Source organism: Serratia sp. (in: enterobacteria) (genome assembly GCF_051654945.1).
In the GTDB taxonomy this organism is placed as follows: domain Bacteria; phylum Pseudomonadota; class Gammaproteobacteria; order Enterobacterales; family Enterobacteriaceae; genus Chania.
Genome location: NZ_JBOFZA010000085.1, coordinates 172,373 through 185,003, shown reverse-complemented (window position 1 = coordinate 185,003; position 12,631 = coordinate 172,373). Strand labels below are relative to the sequence as shown.

The following is a 12,631-nucleotide window of genomic DNA, read 5'->3' as shown; positions in this document are numbered from 1 at the left end:
ACCCCTATCGAGAACAAGGCTTGCAGCCTCACATTTGAATTCGGGAGAAAAAGTTCGTCTGCCTGTCATTGGACACCTCTTTTGTATCAGGGAAGTTTATCACCCTTAGTTGGTGTCCAAGATCATTAAGCCACATCAGTACCAGCTCCCTCTCCCTGTGGGAGAGGGTTGGGGTGAGGGGGGTTATTTGTGAGCCACCACGTTGTTAGCCTGCTGATCCCCTAAACGGATCAGCTCATCGAGCAACACCATCAACTGATCCATCTTCTGCTTCGAAAATGCCGCTTCAATCTCTCCATACCCCTGTTCTACCTGGTGGCGCGCCAGTTCATACAGTTCCTGGCCCTGTTGGGTCAGGGATACGTACAGCTTGCGCTGATCGTTAACCGGCTTGAGGCGGAAGATCAGCTTATCCCGCTCCATACGCGACAGGATGCCCGTCAGGCTGGGGCGCAGGATGCAGGTCTCTGCGGCCAACTCGTGGAACTCAATGGAACGGCTATCGGCCAATACGCGAATGATGCGCCATTGCTGTTCCGTCAGATTGTGGCTTTTCAGGATCGGGCGGAAGAAGCCCATGGCGGTTTCACGCGCCTGCAGCAGGGCGATGGTTAACGATTCATGCATGTCGATGGCCTTGGCTCAATTTTATTAACAACTTAATAGTAGCCAATTTTTGTCCAGTGGAGAACGGTAAAACGCGCTCCGTCACGTAATAATCCGGCAAAAAAGCTTAATCTGCTGATTATTAACGCCAATGTTCATGATTTGTGAATATTTCGTTATCACGATCACAAATTAAATTAACAACGTTGCGTAAATGCTGAACAGCGTATAAAAGTATTCATTAACATATTAATGAATCGCGATCCGTAGAAGGAGTCTGCATGAAAGGCACCGTATTTTCCGTAGCACTTAACCACCGCAGCCAGCTTGATGCCTGGGATCAGGCGTTCCGCGCCGCCCCTTACCAAACGCCGCCAAAAACGCCGGTGTGGTTTATCAAACCACGCAATACCCATCTCGCCAACGGCGGCAGCATCCCGTTCCCGGCCGGTGAAACTGTGCAAAGTGGCGCGACGCTGGCGGTAGTGATCGGCAGCACCGCACGCAAGGTGGCGGCGGATAAGGTGGCCGATTATGTGGCCGGTTATGCGTTAGCCAACGATGTCAGCCTGCCGGAAACCAGCTTCTATCGCCCGGCGATCAAAGCCAAATGTCGCGACGGTTTCTGCCCGTTGGGAGAGGTGGCACCACTGAGTAGCACCGGCAACCTGGAGATCGTTACCGAAATCAACGGCGTGGAGCAGGATCGTTGGTCAACGGCGGATCTGGTGCGTTCGGTGCCAGAACTGATCGCGGCCATCAGCGATTTTATTACCCTGCAACCGGGGGATGCGGTGCTGATCGGCACGCCACACCAGCGGGTTGAGATCAAACCGGGTGACCAAGTGACGGTGCGGGCCGCTGGCTTGCCAACCCTTACCAACCATGTGACGCAGGCAGGAGAATAACCATGAGACACGCTCGTATCCGCCATCATGGCCAGATTGTGAACGTCACCGTCGACGACCAGTTAAGCGTCACGCTGCCCGATGGCAGCAAGCTCGATGAGTTCGATGTGGAATGGCTGCCACCGGCGCAGGGCACCATCTTTGCCCTTGGCCTGAACTATGCCGACCACGCCAGTGAGCTGGAGTTTAAAGCACCGGAAGAGCCGCTGGTATTCCTCAAAGGGCCAAACACCCTGACCGGGCACCGCCAGGTTTCCGTGCGTCCGGCGCAGGTGGAATACATGCACTACGAAGCCGAGCTGGTGGCCGTGATCGGCAAAACCGCGCGCAACGTCAGCCGTGAACAGGCGATGGATTATGTGGCGGGTTACACCCTATGCAACGACTACGCCATTCGCGATTACCTGGAAAACTACTACCGGCCTAACCTGCGGGTGAAAAGCCGCGACACCCTGACGCCGATCGGCCCCTACATTGTCGATCGTGACGATGTGGCAGACCCGCATAACCTGACGCTGAGCACCTATGTCAACGGTGAACTGCGTCAGCGCGGCACCACCGCCGACATGATTTTCGACATCCCTTATCTGATCGAATACCTGAGTGAATTTATGACGCTGCATCCTGGCGACATGATCGCTACCGGCACGCCGAAAGGGCTGGCCGACGTGCAGCCTGGGGATGAGATTGTGGTGGAGATCGAAGGCATTGGCCGTCTGGTTAACCACATCATCAGTGAAAAAGATTACGAGGAGAGCAAACGATGAAAACCATCAACCATTGGATCAACGGCAAGAACGTCGCCAGCAAAGAGTATTTCACCACCACCAACCCGGCTAATGGTGAAGTGTTGGCGGAAGTGGCGTCCGGTGGCCAGCTCGAAATCGATCAGGCGGTCGCCGCCGCCAAAGAAGCTTTCCCAAAATGGGCCAATACGCCGATGAAAGAGCGTGCGCGCCTGATGCGTCGCCTGGGTGAGCTGATTGACCAGAACGTGCCGCAGATTGCCGAGATGGAAACCGCCGATACCGGGTTGCCGATCCATCAGACCAAAAACGTGCTGATCCCACGCGCCTCGCACAACTTTGAGTTCTTCGCCGAGATCTGCCAACAGATGAATGGCCGCACCTATCCGGTGGACGACAAGATGCTCAACTACACGTTGATCCAGCCGGTTGGGGTTTGTGCGCTGGTGTCGCCGTGGAACGTGCCATTTATGACCGCCACCTGGAAAACCGCGCCTTGCCTGGCGTTGGGTAACACGGCGGTGCTGAAAATGTCTGAGCTTTCACCGCTGACGGCGGATCGCCTGGGTGAACTGGCGTTGGAAGCCGGTATCCCTGCCGGGGTGCTGAACGTGGTGCAGGGCTACGGTGCAACGGCGGGTGATGCGCTGGTACGCCATAAAGATGTGCGTGCGGTGTCCTTTACCGGGGGTACTTCAACCGGTCGCCGCATTATTGAAAGCGCCGGGCTGAAGAAATTCTCCATGGAACTGGGCGGCAAGTCACCCGTACTGATTTTTGAAGATGCCGATATCGAACGGGCGTTGGATGCGGCGCTGTTCACCATCTTCTCGATCAACGGTGAGCGCTGCACTGCCGGTTCACGCATCTTCATTCAAGAGAGCATTTACCCGGAATTCGTCAAACGCTTTGCCGAGCGCGCCAACCGTCTGCGCGTGGGCGATCCCACCGATCCGAACACTCAAGTCGGTGCATTAATCAGCCCGCAGCACTGGGAAAAAGTCTCTGGCTATATTCGCCTCGGCATCGAAGAAGGGGCAACCCTGCTGGCCGGTGGCCCGGATAAACCGGCCGGTCTGAGTCACGGCAACTTCCTGCGCCCAACGGTGCTGGCCGATGTTAACAACCGTATGCGTGTCGCGCAGGAAGAGATCTTCGGGCCGGTGGCCTGCCTCCTGCCGTTTAAATCAGAAGAAGACGGCCTGCGCATGGCCAACGATGTGGAGTACGGCCTGGCGTCGTACATCTGGACGCAGGATGTGAGTAAAGTGCTGCGTCTGGCCCGCAATATTGAAGCAGGCATGGTTTTCGTCAACACCCAGAACGTACGCGATCTGCGCCAGCCGTTTGGCGGGGTGAAATCCTCTGGCACCGGCCGTGAAGGCGGTGAGTACAGCTTTGAAGTGTTTGCCGAAATGAAAAACGTTTGTATCTCCATGGGGGATCACCCGATCCCACGTTGGGGAGTGTGAGATAGCTCCGTGCCCTTTAAAACAACAACCAAGGACTAGACCCGATAGATATCAGCCTGCGGCCAGCCGTACCGCAGGCTGGAAGATAAAGGGAATAGGAGGACATATGGGTAAATTAGCTTTAGCTGCAAAGATTACACACGTCCCTTCGATGTACCTGTCTGAATTGCCCGGTGAACATCACGGTTGCCGTCAGGCTGCCATTGATGGTCACAAAGAGATCAGCGCTCGCTGTCGTGAGATGGGGGTCGATACCATCATCGTCTTCGACACCCACTGGCTGGTGAACAGCGCCTATCACATCAACTGTAACTCGCACTTCAAAGGGGTTTACACCAGCAACGAACTGCCGCACTTCATCCGCGACATGACCTATGAATACGACGGTAACCCGGCGCTGGGCCAGATGATTGCCGATGAAGCCCGCAAGCTTGGGGTACGCGCCAAGGCGCATGAAATCCCAACCCTGGAGCTGGAGTACGGCACGCTGGTGCCGATGCGCTACATGAACAGCGACCGGCACTTCAAGGTGATCTCCATTTCGGCCTTCTGCACCGTACACGACTTTGCCGATAGCCGCCGCCTGGGGGAAGCCATCAAAACCGCGATTGAGAAATACGACGGCACCGTGGCGGTACTGGCCAGCGGTTCGCTTTCACACCGCTTTATCGACGATCAGCGCGCCGAGCAGGGCATGAACAGTTACACCCGCCAGTTCGACCAGCAGATGGACGAACGCGTGGTGAAACTGTGGGAAGAAGGGCGTTTCCGTGAGTTCTGCGAAATGCTGCCGGAGTACGCCGATTACTGCTATGGCGAAGGCAACATGCACGACACCGTGATGTTGCTGGGCCTGCTGGGCTGGGACAAGTATCAGGGCAAAGTGGAGTTCGTTACCCCGCTGTTTGCCAGTTCCGGGACCGGCCAGGTCAACGCCATCTTCCCGCTACCCGCCCAAGCCTGAGGATCTCTCATGCCGCATTTTTATGCTGAATGTACCGACAACATCCGCCGGGAGGCGGATTTGCCCGCGCTGTTCGACAAGGTGAATCACGCGCTGGCGGAAACCGGCATCTTCCCGCTGGCAGGCATCCGTAGCCGTGCCATCTGGCTGGATACCTGGCAGATGGCCGACGGCAAGCAGAACTATGCCTTTGTGCATATGACGCTGAAAATTGGTCACGGCCGCAGCCTGGAGAGCCGCCAACAGGTGGGCGAAATGCTGTTCATCCTGATCAAGGATCACTTCGCCGCGCTGATGGCCAACCGTTATCTGGCGCTCTCTTTCACCATCGAAGAGCTCGATCCGGTACTCAATTACAAGCAAAACAACGTCCATGCGCTGTTTCGCAAGGACTGAACAAGGAGTCATCAATGCTGGATAAAGACGTACTGAGCCGAGCCGTGCAGCGCCTGCATCAGGCCGAGCAGAGCCGGGAACAGATCCGCGCGCTATCGCTGGATCACCCGGAGATCACTATTGAAGATGCCTATGCTATCCAGCGTCAGTGGGTTGAGCTGAAGATCGCCGAAGGACGTACTCTGAAAGGACACAAGATCGGGCTGACCTCGCGCGCCATGCAGGTCAGCTCGCAAATCACCGAGCCGGATTACGGTGCGCTGCTGGATGACATGTTCTTTAACGATGGCAGCGACATTCCGATCGATCGCTTTATCGTGCCGCGCGTTGAAGTGGAGCTGGCGTTTGTGCTGGCGAAACCGCTGCGCGGGCCGAACTGCACGCTGTTTGATGTCTATAACGCGACCGACTATGTGATCCCGGCGTTGGAGATCATCGACGCTCGTAGCCATAACGTCGATCCGCAGACCCAACGGCCACGCAAGGTGTTCGACACGATTTCCGATAACGCGGCCAATGCGGGCGTAGTGATGGGCGGCAGGCCGATCAAGATAGATGCTCTGGATCTGCGGTGGATCAGTGCGTTGCTGTATCGCAACGGCGTGATTGAAGAGTCGGGTGTGGCGGCGGCGGTGCTCAATCACCCGGCCAACGGCGTGGCCTGGCTGGCGAACAAACTGTCTCCGTATGACGTGGAACTGGAGGCCGGGCAGATCATTCTTGGCGGTTCCTTTACCCGTCCGGTAGCGGCAAGACGCGGCGATACCTTCCATGCCGATTATGGCCCGATGGGCTGCATCAGCTGCCGGTTTGTCTAAGGAGGAACACCATGTTAACCAATCATTTTAAACAGGCTTTACAGGAAAAACGCCCGCAGATTGGCCTGTGGCTAGGACTGTGCAGCAGCTACAGCGCGGAACTGCTGGCCGGGGCCGGGTTCGACTGGCTGCTGATCGACGGCGAACACGCGCCCAATAATGTGCAAACGGTATTGGGTCAGTTGCAGGCGGTAGCGCCTTATCCCAGCCACCCGGTAGTGCGTCCGGCCTGGAACGATCCGGTGCTGATCAAACAGCTGTTGGACGTTGGCGCACAAACCCTGCTGATCCCGATGATCCAAAACGCTGAACAGGCCCGGGAGGCGGTGCGGGCTACCCGCTATCCACCGAACGGCATTCGTGGCGTCGGCAGTGCGCTGGCTCGTGCCTCGCGCTGGAACCGGGTGCCGAACTACCTGCACCTTGCCGATAGCCAGATGTGCGTGCTGGTACAGATCGAAACCCGCGAGGCGGTGAAAAATCTGGACGCCATCCTGGAAGTGGAAGGGGTGGACGGCGTCTTTATCGGCCCGGCAGATCTCAGTGCCGATATGGGTTTTGCCGGTAATCCGCAGCATCCCGAAGTGCAGAGCACCATCGACGATGCCATTGCCCGTATCAGCGCCGCGGGCAAGGCCCCAGGCATCCTGATGGCACAGCAGGAGCTGGCGCAACACTATCTGGCATCTGGCGCGTTGTTTGTCGCCGTAGGCGTGGATACGACCCTGCTGGTGCGGGCGGCGGACTCCCTGCTCAACAGTTTCAAACAAGATAAACCAGCGGAGCAACAATCCCAGGGCGTTTACTAATTGGAGTCATCATGAGCAACGTCGATTCGCTCAAGCCGCTCAACCCGGCTGAGCAACATAAAGCGTTAACCGCCACCGAGCAATCGGTGATTAAAAAGTTATTTCGGCGCCTGATTATTTTCTTATTTGTGTTGTTTGTTTTCTCGTTCCTCGACCGCATCAACATCGGGTTTGCCGGTTTGACCATGAAGCAGGACCTCGGTCTTAGCTCCACCATGTTCGGCCTGGCCGCAACGCTGTTTTATGTCACCTACGTGATCTTCGGTATCCCCAGCAATATGATGCTGAGCAGGGTAGGGGCACGGCGTTGGATCGCCACCATCATGGTGCTGTGGGGGATTGCTTCCACCTGTACCATGTTCGCTACTGGGCCAACCAGCCTGTATGTGCTGCGAATGATCGTCGGCATTACCGAAGCGGGCTTCCTGCCGGGGATCCTGGTGTATCTCACCTACTGGTTCCCGGCGTTCTACCGCGCCCGGGCCAACGCCCTGTTTATGATTGCCATGCCGGTCACGATGGCGTTGGGGTCGCTGGTGTCTGGTTACATTCTGGCGCTGGACGGCGCGATGAACCTGAAAGGCTGGCAGTGGCTGTTCCTGCTGGAGGGCATCCCTTCGGTGATCCTCGGCGTGGTGGTGTGGTTCTATCTGGATGACACACCGGCCAAAGCCAAATGGCTGACCAGCGACGAGAAGGCCAGCCTGCAAGCAATGATGGACGCCGACAAGCTGCAACTGGTACAGCCGGAAGGGCCGAGCAGCCACCGTGCATTGCAACAACGCAGCCTGTGGCGTGAAGTACTGACGCCGGTGGTGCTGATGTATACGCTGGCGTATTTCTGCCTGACCAACACCCTGAGCGCTATCAACATCTGGACACCACAGATTTTGCAGAGCTTTAACCAGAGCAGCAGCAACATCATGATCGGTTTCCTGGCGGCGATCCCACAAATTTGTACCATCGCCGGTATGATCTGGTGGAGTAAACGCTCGGATCGCCTGCAAGAGCGTAAATTCCACACCGCGCTGCCTTATCTGTTTGCCGCAGCGGGTTGGCTGCTGGCTTCGGCGACCAACCACAGCATGGTACAACTGCTGGGGATTGTGATGGCGTCGGTCGGTTCGTTTACCGCGATGGCGATCTTCTGGACCACGCCGGATCAGTCGATCAGTTTTGAAGCACGAGCGGTAGGGATCGCGGTGATCAACGCCACCGGTAACATCGGCTCGGCGGTCAGCCCGCTACTGATCGGCTGGTTCAAGGACGTGACCGGTAGCTTTAACTCCGGGCTGTATTTCGTTTCGGCATTGCTGATTATCGGGGCGATATTGGTATGGCGTATTCCGATGAAGGATTCGCGCCCAAGGGCCACGCCATAAACTTTGGATATTGCTTGAGGAGACGCCCCCTCTCCCTTGGGAGAGGGTCGGGGTGAGGGGAATTTCCAGCTGTTATTTCACCGGAGGACAACGTGCAGAAAGGTACCGGCTTTATCGCCAATATCGATATTGGTAAAGAGTATGACGCGCGTTACGCCGCTGATGAGGTGCACTACGAAACCTTTGCCGGGCTGGCGGCGTTTTTTGGCCGGGATATGCAGGTGCACTGGCACGATCGCTTTTTCCAGCTGCATTATCTGGCCACCGGCAGGATAGAGTTGCAGCTGGACGATCAGCACTATTCGGTGCAGGCACCGCTGTTTATCCTCACTCCGCCCTCGGTGCCGCACGCCTTTTTCACCGAGCCAGACAGCGACGGTCATGTACTCACGGTACGCCAGGAACTGATCTGGCCGTTGCTGGAGCGGCTGTATCCGGGCAGCAATCTGGCGCTGGATATGCCGGGGATTTGCCTTTCGCTGGCCGCAGTACCGCAAGAACTGGCCGCGCTTGGGCATTATTGGCAACTGATCCGCCACGAGTTCAGCCAAAAGCTGGCCGGGCGCGAGCAGACGCTGGCATTGCTGGCGCAGGCCGTCTTCACATTGATGCTGCGCAATACCTCATTGGATGACAAGGCCGCCAGCGGGGTGCGCGGCGAACTGAAGCTGTTTCAGCGCTTTAATAAAATGGTGGATGAGCGTTTTCGCGATCATCTGTCGGTGCCGGAATATGCCCAGTCGCTGGGGGTGACCGAGTCACGCCTCAACGATCTGTGCCGCCGCTTTGCCAACCGCTCACCCAAGCGATTGATCTTCGATCGACTGCTGCGTGAAGCCAAGCGGCTGCTGCTGTTTAGCGCCTGCACGGTACATGAAACGGCCTATAGCTTGGGATTTAAAGATCCTGCCTACTTTGCGCGCTTCTTCAATCGGCTGGAAGGTTGTTCACCTTCCGCCTATCGTGCCACGCAACACGTGCTGTCGTAAGGCTATCCAGCCCTCTCCCTCTAAAGTAAAAAAATCTCATGAACTCTGTTATTGGGAGAGGGAGAGAGTACAGGGTGCGGTCAGGTGCAGGTGTCAATCTGTGGCACATTCAGTCCCCTCTCCCTGTGGGAGAGGGTTAGGGTGAGGGCTAGCCTTTATTCGCCACCAAATCCGCGACCAACCGGTTGACCGGATCGCTCATGTTGGTGAACTTGGTCAGCTCTGAGCGGGTAACTACCACGAACACGCCGATATTTTGCTGCGGTACCATCGCCATATAGGTGATAAAGCCGCCGCCACCGCCTGTTTTCTGGATAATCCCCGGCAGGCCGTCTTTCGGCGCCATATACACCCAGCCTAACCCCAATGCGGAAGCCTCACCCGGCACATCCATCCCTTTCAGCGACACCAGATGCTGACGCTGGAAATACATGGTTTGTTCGGCTAAGGCCGTTGGTTTGCGTGAGCCACTGACGTTGGAGGAGAGGAACTGCTGCATCCAACGCTGCATATCGCGCGGCGTTGAGTAAACGCCACCGCTGCCACTGGCGGCGGTGGTATCACGGCAGGCGCTTGGCCCGGAGGCGGCCACCATCAGGCGTGAGCACTGTTCGGCGCTCGGCGTCAGCGTGGTATCTACCATCCCCAGCGGGCCGGTGATTTTCTCACGCAGCAGGACGTTATAAGGTTTGCCAGCGGCGCGTGACAGCGCATCGGCCAGCAGATCGTAGGCCAGGTTGGAGTAGGCCGCCCGCACGCCTGGTGGCACGGTAATGGTGGCATGGGCCAGCCACTGCCAGCGCTGTGCCTTGGTCGGCCAGGTAAATACCGAAGTTTTTGGCGGTTTCTTGCCTGGTTGCTCACGCGGCAGGGCGCTGGTGTGCGTGGCCAGGTTCAGCAAGGTAATCGGCTGGCGCGAGTTATAAGCCGGAACCTTAGCCCCTTTAGGGGCATATTTGCGCAGCGGATCGTTGAGTTTGACCTTGCCTTCCGCCGCCATTTTAACCATGACTTCGCTGGTCATCAGCTTGGTGATGGAGGCGATGCGGATCAGGGAGTCTGGCCGTGGGCGCAGGTCATTGCCCGGTTTGGTATCGCCAAAACTGCGGTTAACCACTTGATTATTATCGATAACGACCAACGCCATGCCGGTTGCACCGCTATTGAAGAAGATATGTTCTGCGTACTGATCGACAATCTGCGAAGTGAGTTGTGCATCGGCTGCCTGGCTGGCCAACGGCACAGCACACAGGCCAAGCGCCAGCAATAACGTGGAGAGTGAGGTCTTCAACGGTCATGTTCCATTTTAAAGGGCTACAAGGAAGGCGTAAGTTGTCCGCTAGTGTAATGCGCTACGGCACGATTGGCATGTGGAAAAAGTGGCAATGTTGCACAAATGTAGGGGCGCCGTATGCAGTGCCCCTACAGGGCGAACTGGTTGGAAGCCAGCTGGATATTGTTGCGGCCACTGTTTTTGGCCCGGTATAGCGCGGCGTCGGCGGCACAGATCGCGGAATCGATATCCAGTTTATCCAGCGCGGAAATACCGGCGCTTAACGTGACCTTGGTCGTTTCCTGTGCGTGGAAGCGGTGGGAGATGGTTAATTCCTGTACGCATTGGCGCACCTCTTCAGCCAGATAAGCCGCGTAATCTTCACCAACGTTGGTCAGCAGCACCAAGAACTCTTCCCCGCCGTAACGCACCACGATATCCCGTGAGCGCACCGCATCCCGGATGGTGGCTGCCACCTGGACCAATGCCTGATCGCCCAGGGTGTGACCGTAGCGATCGTTATAGGCCTTGAAGTGGTCGATATCGAGCAGCACGACAAAATGGTGGCCTGAGGTGGGGATCTGCAACTGATTCAGTTTGCTCTCTAGCCCACGGCGGTTATACAGCCCGGTGAGCGGATCGAGCATGCTCAAATCGCTGAACTTATCCCGTTCGTGATACAGGTTGGCAACCAGATGTTGAGTAAACATTTCGCTGCGCTTTAGCAGCAAATGATGTACCGAGAAAGCAATGATCGGCAGCAGAGTGGTGAACAGGATCCGCATGGTGTTATGCATGCCATCCAGCCACAGGATAATCAACGCCGAGGGGACGGCGTGCAGGCAGAAGGCGAGCAGGTTATCCGTCAGCGAGATGGCACTGATAAAGAAAATACTGAACAGGCTGATCAGCAAAAAGCTGTGGTTATCGCTGGCGATCAGCTGGCTCTTGCTAAAGATGTGCGCCGCCCACAGCAGACCAAGGGTGATGGCGAGCAGGTTGAGCCTTTGAACAAAGTGGCGGGGGGAATACAGCGCATAGAGCATTGCCGCCAGGCAAAGCGGTGGAATGCAGAGTAATGGCAAGGTGTATGCCGGAGTCTCTTTAAAAGGGACAAATAAAGTAAAAATGGCAGAGGCTGCATTCATCAACAAGAAAAGAAACAGGGATAAACGCTGTTTGCTGGTTTGTAATTGCTGATAAGAACGCGAGTTCATACGGATCACTCTTTAGGATTGGGTCTGTCGAAAGAAAAGTTGTAGAAAATATCCGAAGAGTCAGTTAAGTATCTGCGGTTAATAATTCTAATAGGTGATTATTAATAAACTATAAATGCTAGGAATTTTCTTATTTGAAATTAACATTTTTCCAGCAGGCTGTCATCCGCGTTCAGCCGGATCCTGAAAAGAGTGCGCGTCCAAAAAAAGTGTTATATGATATTGGTTATCATTATCACTTGGAAGGGTGGGGGTTATCATGTTAGCTGCCATGGTTACCGCTTGTGGATTATGGGGTATCAGTTGGTGCCTGGGGAATCGGCTGGCCAGCGCCTGGGGCGTGTTGCTGCCCTGTGCCCTGATGCCATTTCTGGCGCTGATCGACCTGGACATGATGCAACTGCGTACGCTGATCGTGATTGCCATGCTGGCCACATTAGTGATGCTGTTTAACAGCCGCTGGCGTCATTACCTGCTGCTCCCCTCTTGCATGGCTCTGGCTGGTGGCCTGGCCGCAATCAGCCTGCATTTCAGCTATAGCTGAAACGACAAAATCACGCATTAGCGTGTGGGTGTTTTACAGTGGATTTTTAGGCAGGAACAGCCGGAAGAGAACTCATCAAGTGGTGCGAAGAGAGGGACTTGAACCCTCACGTCCGTAAGAACACTAACACCTGAAGCTAGCGCGTCTACCAATTCCGCCACCTTCGCACAGTTTGATGTGTCTTTGATTGCGATTTATATCACCAGCTTGGTGCGAAGAGAGGGACTTGAACCCTCACGTCCGTAAGAACACTAACACCTGAAGCTAGCGCGTCTACCAATTCCGCCACCTTCGCATTCGATGCTGTGCAATATAAATCATGTGGTTATTTGGTGCGAAGAGAGGGACTTGAACCCTCACGTCCGTAAGGACACTAACACCTGAAGCTAGCGCGTCTACCAATTCCGCCACCTTCGCTCACCAGATACGCTACCGAAGTAACGCTACCACGGAGGCGAATTCTAGAGATTTTGCTGGGTACGTCAATAGTTATTTACCTGTTTAGCG

Annotated in this window: 13 protein-coding genes and 3 tRNA genes; 10 read left to right on the top strand and 6 right to left on the bottom strand. The window is 55.9% G+C overall.

Annotation, left to right across the window (positions count from 1 at the left end):
- Window positions 1-183 precede the first annotated feature (183 nt).
- Window positions 184-627, bottom strand: coding sequence for a homoprotocatechuate degradation operon regulator HpaR (gene hpaR, locus ACRDCA_RS20215; RefSeq protein ID WP_438691141.1), 444 nt, complete (start codon window positions 625-627; stop codon window positions 184-186).
- A 260-nt stretch (window positions 628-887) separates the two neighbouring features.
- Between hpaR and ACRDCA_RS20210 the strand changes: the two genes are divergently transcribed.
- From ACRDCA_RS20210 to hpaA, 9 genes are all read left to right on the top strand, one after another.
- Window positions 888-1,514, top strand: a complete 627-nt coding sequence (locus tag ACRDCA_RS20210; protein WP_438691140.1) for a fumarylacetoacetate hydrolase family protein — start codon at window positions 888-890, stop codon at window positions 1,512-1,514.
- A 2-nt stretch (window positions 1,515-1,516) separates the two neighbouring features.
- Window positions 1,517-2,281, top strand: a complete 765-nt coding sequence (locus ACRDCA_RS20205) for a fumarylacetoacetate hydrolase family protein (RefSeq protein WP_438691139.1) — start codon at window positions 1,517-1,519, stop codon at window positions 2,279-2,281.
- Window positions 2,278-3,732: a 5-carboxymethyl-2-hydroxymuconate semialdehyde dehydrogenase gene (hpaE, locus tag ACRDCA_RS20200; RefSeq protein WP_025122131.1), complete on the top strand. Its 1,455-nt coding sequence runs from the start codon at window positions 2,278-2,280 to the stop codon at window positions 3,730-3,732. The genes ACRDCA_RS20205 and hpaE overlap by 4 nt, the downstream gene beginning before the upstream one ends.
- A 106-nt stretch (window positions 3,733-3,838) precedes the next feature.
- On the top strand, window positions 3,839-4,696 hold the full coding sequence (hpaD, locus tag ACRDCA_RS20195; protein ID WP_438691138.1) for a 3,4-dihydroxyphenylacetate 2,3-dioxygenase: 858 nt from the start codon (window positions 3,839-3,841) through the stop codon (window positions 4,694-4,696).
- A gap of 9 nt (window positions 4,697-4,705) precedes the next feature.
- A complete protein-coding gene (locus tag ACRDCA_RS20190) occupies window positions 4,706-5,092 on the top strand; it encodes a 5-carboxymethyl-2-hydroxymuconate Delta-isomerase (protein WP_025122133.1) in 387 nt (128 codons plus the stop codon).
- Window positions 5,093-5,106: 14 nt separating this feature from the next.
- Window positions 5,107-5,910, top strand: a complete 804-nt coding sequence (gene hpaH / locus ACRDCA_RS20185; protein WP_438691137.1) for a 2-oxo-hept-4-ene-1,7-dioate hydratase — start codon at window positions 5,107-5,109, stop codon at window positions 5,908-5,910.
- An 11-nt stretch (window positions 5,911-5,921) separates the two neighbouring features.
- Complete coding sequence (gene hpaI, locus ACRDCA_RS20180; protein ID WP_438691136.1) at window positions 5,922-6,719, top strand: 4-hydroxy-2-oxoheptanedioate aldolase; 798 nt, start codon at window positions 5,922-5,924, stop codon at window positions 6,717-6,719.
- An 11-nt stretch (window positions 6,720-6,730) separates the two neighbouring features.
- A complete protein-coding gene (gene hpaX / locus ACRDCA_RS20175; protein ID WP_438691135.1) occupies window positions 6,731-8,101 on the top strand; it encodes a 4-hydroxyphenylacetate permease in 1,371 nt (456 codons plus the stop codon).
- A 92-nt stretch (window positions 8,102-8,193) separates the two neighbouring features.
- Window positions 8,194-9,090 carry a 4-hydroxyphenylacetate catabolism regulatory protein HpaA gene (hpaA, locus tag ACRDCA_RS20170; protein ID WP_438691134.1) on the top strand — a complete coding sequence of 299 codons (897 nt, stop codon included), beginning with the start codon at window positions 8,194-8,196 and terminating at the stop codon, window positions 9,088-9,090.
- A gap of 148 nt (window positions 9,091-9,238) precedes the next feature.
- On the opposite strand, the gene ampH is transcribed toward hpaA, so the two are convergent.
- Window positions 9,239-10,381, bottom strand: a complete 1,143-nt coding sequence (gene ampH / locus ACRDCA_RS20165; protein WP_438691133.1) for a D-alanyl-D-alanine-carboxypeptidase/endopeptidase AmpH — start codon at window positions 10,379-10,381, stop codon at window positions 9,239-9,241.
- A gap of 131 nt (window positions 10,382-10,512) precedes the next feature.
- Window positions 10,513-11,580, bottom strand: coding sequence for a GGDEF domain-containing protein (locus ACRDCA_RS20160; protein ID WP_438691132.1), 1,068 nt, complete (start codon window positions 11,578-11,580; stop codon window positions 10,513-10,515).
- A 259-nt stretch (window positions 11,581-11,839) separates the two neighbouring features.
- On the opposite strand from ACRDCA_RS20160, the gene ACRDCA_RS20155 reads away from it, so the two are divergent.
- Window positions 11,840-12,124 (top strand): DUF1435 domain-containing protein, encoded by a 285-nt coding sequence (locus ACRDCA_RS20155; protein ID WP_438691131.1) that lies wholly within the window; start codon window positions 11,840-11,842, stop codon window positions 12,122-12,124.
- Between the two features lie 80 nt (window positions 12,125-12,204).
- On the opposite strand, the gene ACRDCA_RS20150 is transcribed toward ACRDCA_RS20155, so the two are convergent.
- The 3 genes from ACRDCA_RS20150 to ACRDCA_RS20140 all read right to left on the bottom strand — a co-directional run bounded on the left by ACRDCA_RS20150 (window position 12,205) and on the right by ACRDCA_RS20140 (window position 12,541).
- Window positions 12,205-12,291 (bottom strand) — tRNA-Leu (locus ACRDCA_RS20150).
- A gap of 41 nt (window positions 12,292-12,332) precedes the next feature.
- A tRNA-Leu gene (locus ACRDCA_RS20145) sits at window positions 12,333-12,419 on the bottom strand.
- A gap of 35 nt (window positions 12,420-12,454) precedes the next feature.
- Window positions 12,455-12,541: transfer RNA gene (locus ACRDCA_RS20140), tRNA-Leu, on the bottom strand.
- Between the last annotated feature and the right edge of the window lie 90 nt (window positions 12,542-12,631).

What these genes read in the sequence shown, in the direction of transcription:
- hpaR (WP_438691141.1), bottom strand. Translation starts at nt 627, where the DNA reads ATGCATGAATCGTTAACCATCGCCCTGCTGCAGGCGCGTGAAACCGCC.
- ACRDCA_RS20210 (WP_438691140.1), top strand. Translation starts at nt 888, where the DNA reads ATGAAAGGCACCGTATTTTCCGTAGCACTTAACCACCGCAGCCAGCTT.
- ACRDCA_RS20205 (WP_438691139.1), top strand. Translation starts at nt 1,517, where the DNA reads ATGAGACACGCTCGTATCCGCCATCATGGCCAGATTGTGAACGTCACC.
- hpaE (WP_025122131.1), top strand. Translation starts at nt 2,278, where the DNA reads ATGAAAACCATCAACCATTGGATCAACGGCAAGAACGTCGCCAGCAAA.
- hpaD (WP_438691138.1), top strand. Translation starts at nt 3,839, where the DNA reads ATGGGTAAATTAGCTTTAGCTGCAAAGATTACACACGTCCCTTCGATG.
- ACRDCA_RS20190 (WP_025122133.1), top strand. Translation starts at nt 4,706, where the DNA reads ATGCCGCATTTTTATGCTGAATGTACCGACAACATCCGCCGGGAGGCG.
- hpaH (WP_438691137.1), top strand. Translation starts at nt 5,107, where the DNA reads ATGCTGGATAAAGACGTACTGAGCCGAGCCGTGCAGCGCCTGCATCAG.
- hpaI (WP_438691136.1), top strand. Translation starts at nt 5,922, where the DNA reads ATGTTAACCAATCATTTTAAACAGGCTTTACAGGAAAAACGCCCGCAG.
- hpaX (WP_438691135.1), top strand. Translation starts at nt 6,731, where the DNA reads ATGAGCAACGTCGATTCGCTCAAGCCGCTCAACCCGGCTGAGCAACAT.
- ACRDCA_RS20160 (WP_438691132.1), bottom strand. Translation starts at nt 11,580, where the DNA reads ATGAACTCGCGTTCTTATCAGCAATTACAAACCAGCAAACAGCGTTTA.
- ACRDCA_RS20155 (WP_438691131.1), top strand. Translation starts at nt 11,840, where the DNA reads ATGTTAGCTGCCATGGTTACCGCTTGTGGATTATGGGGTATCAGTTGG.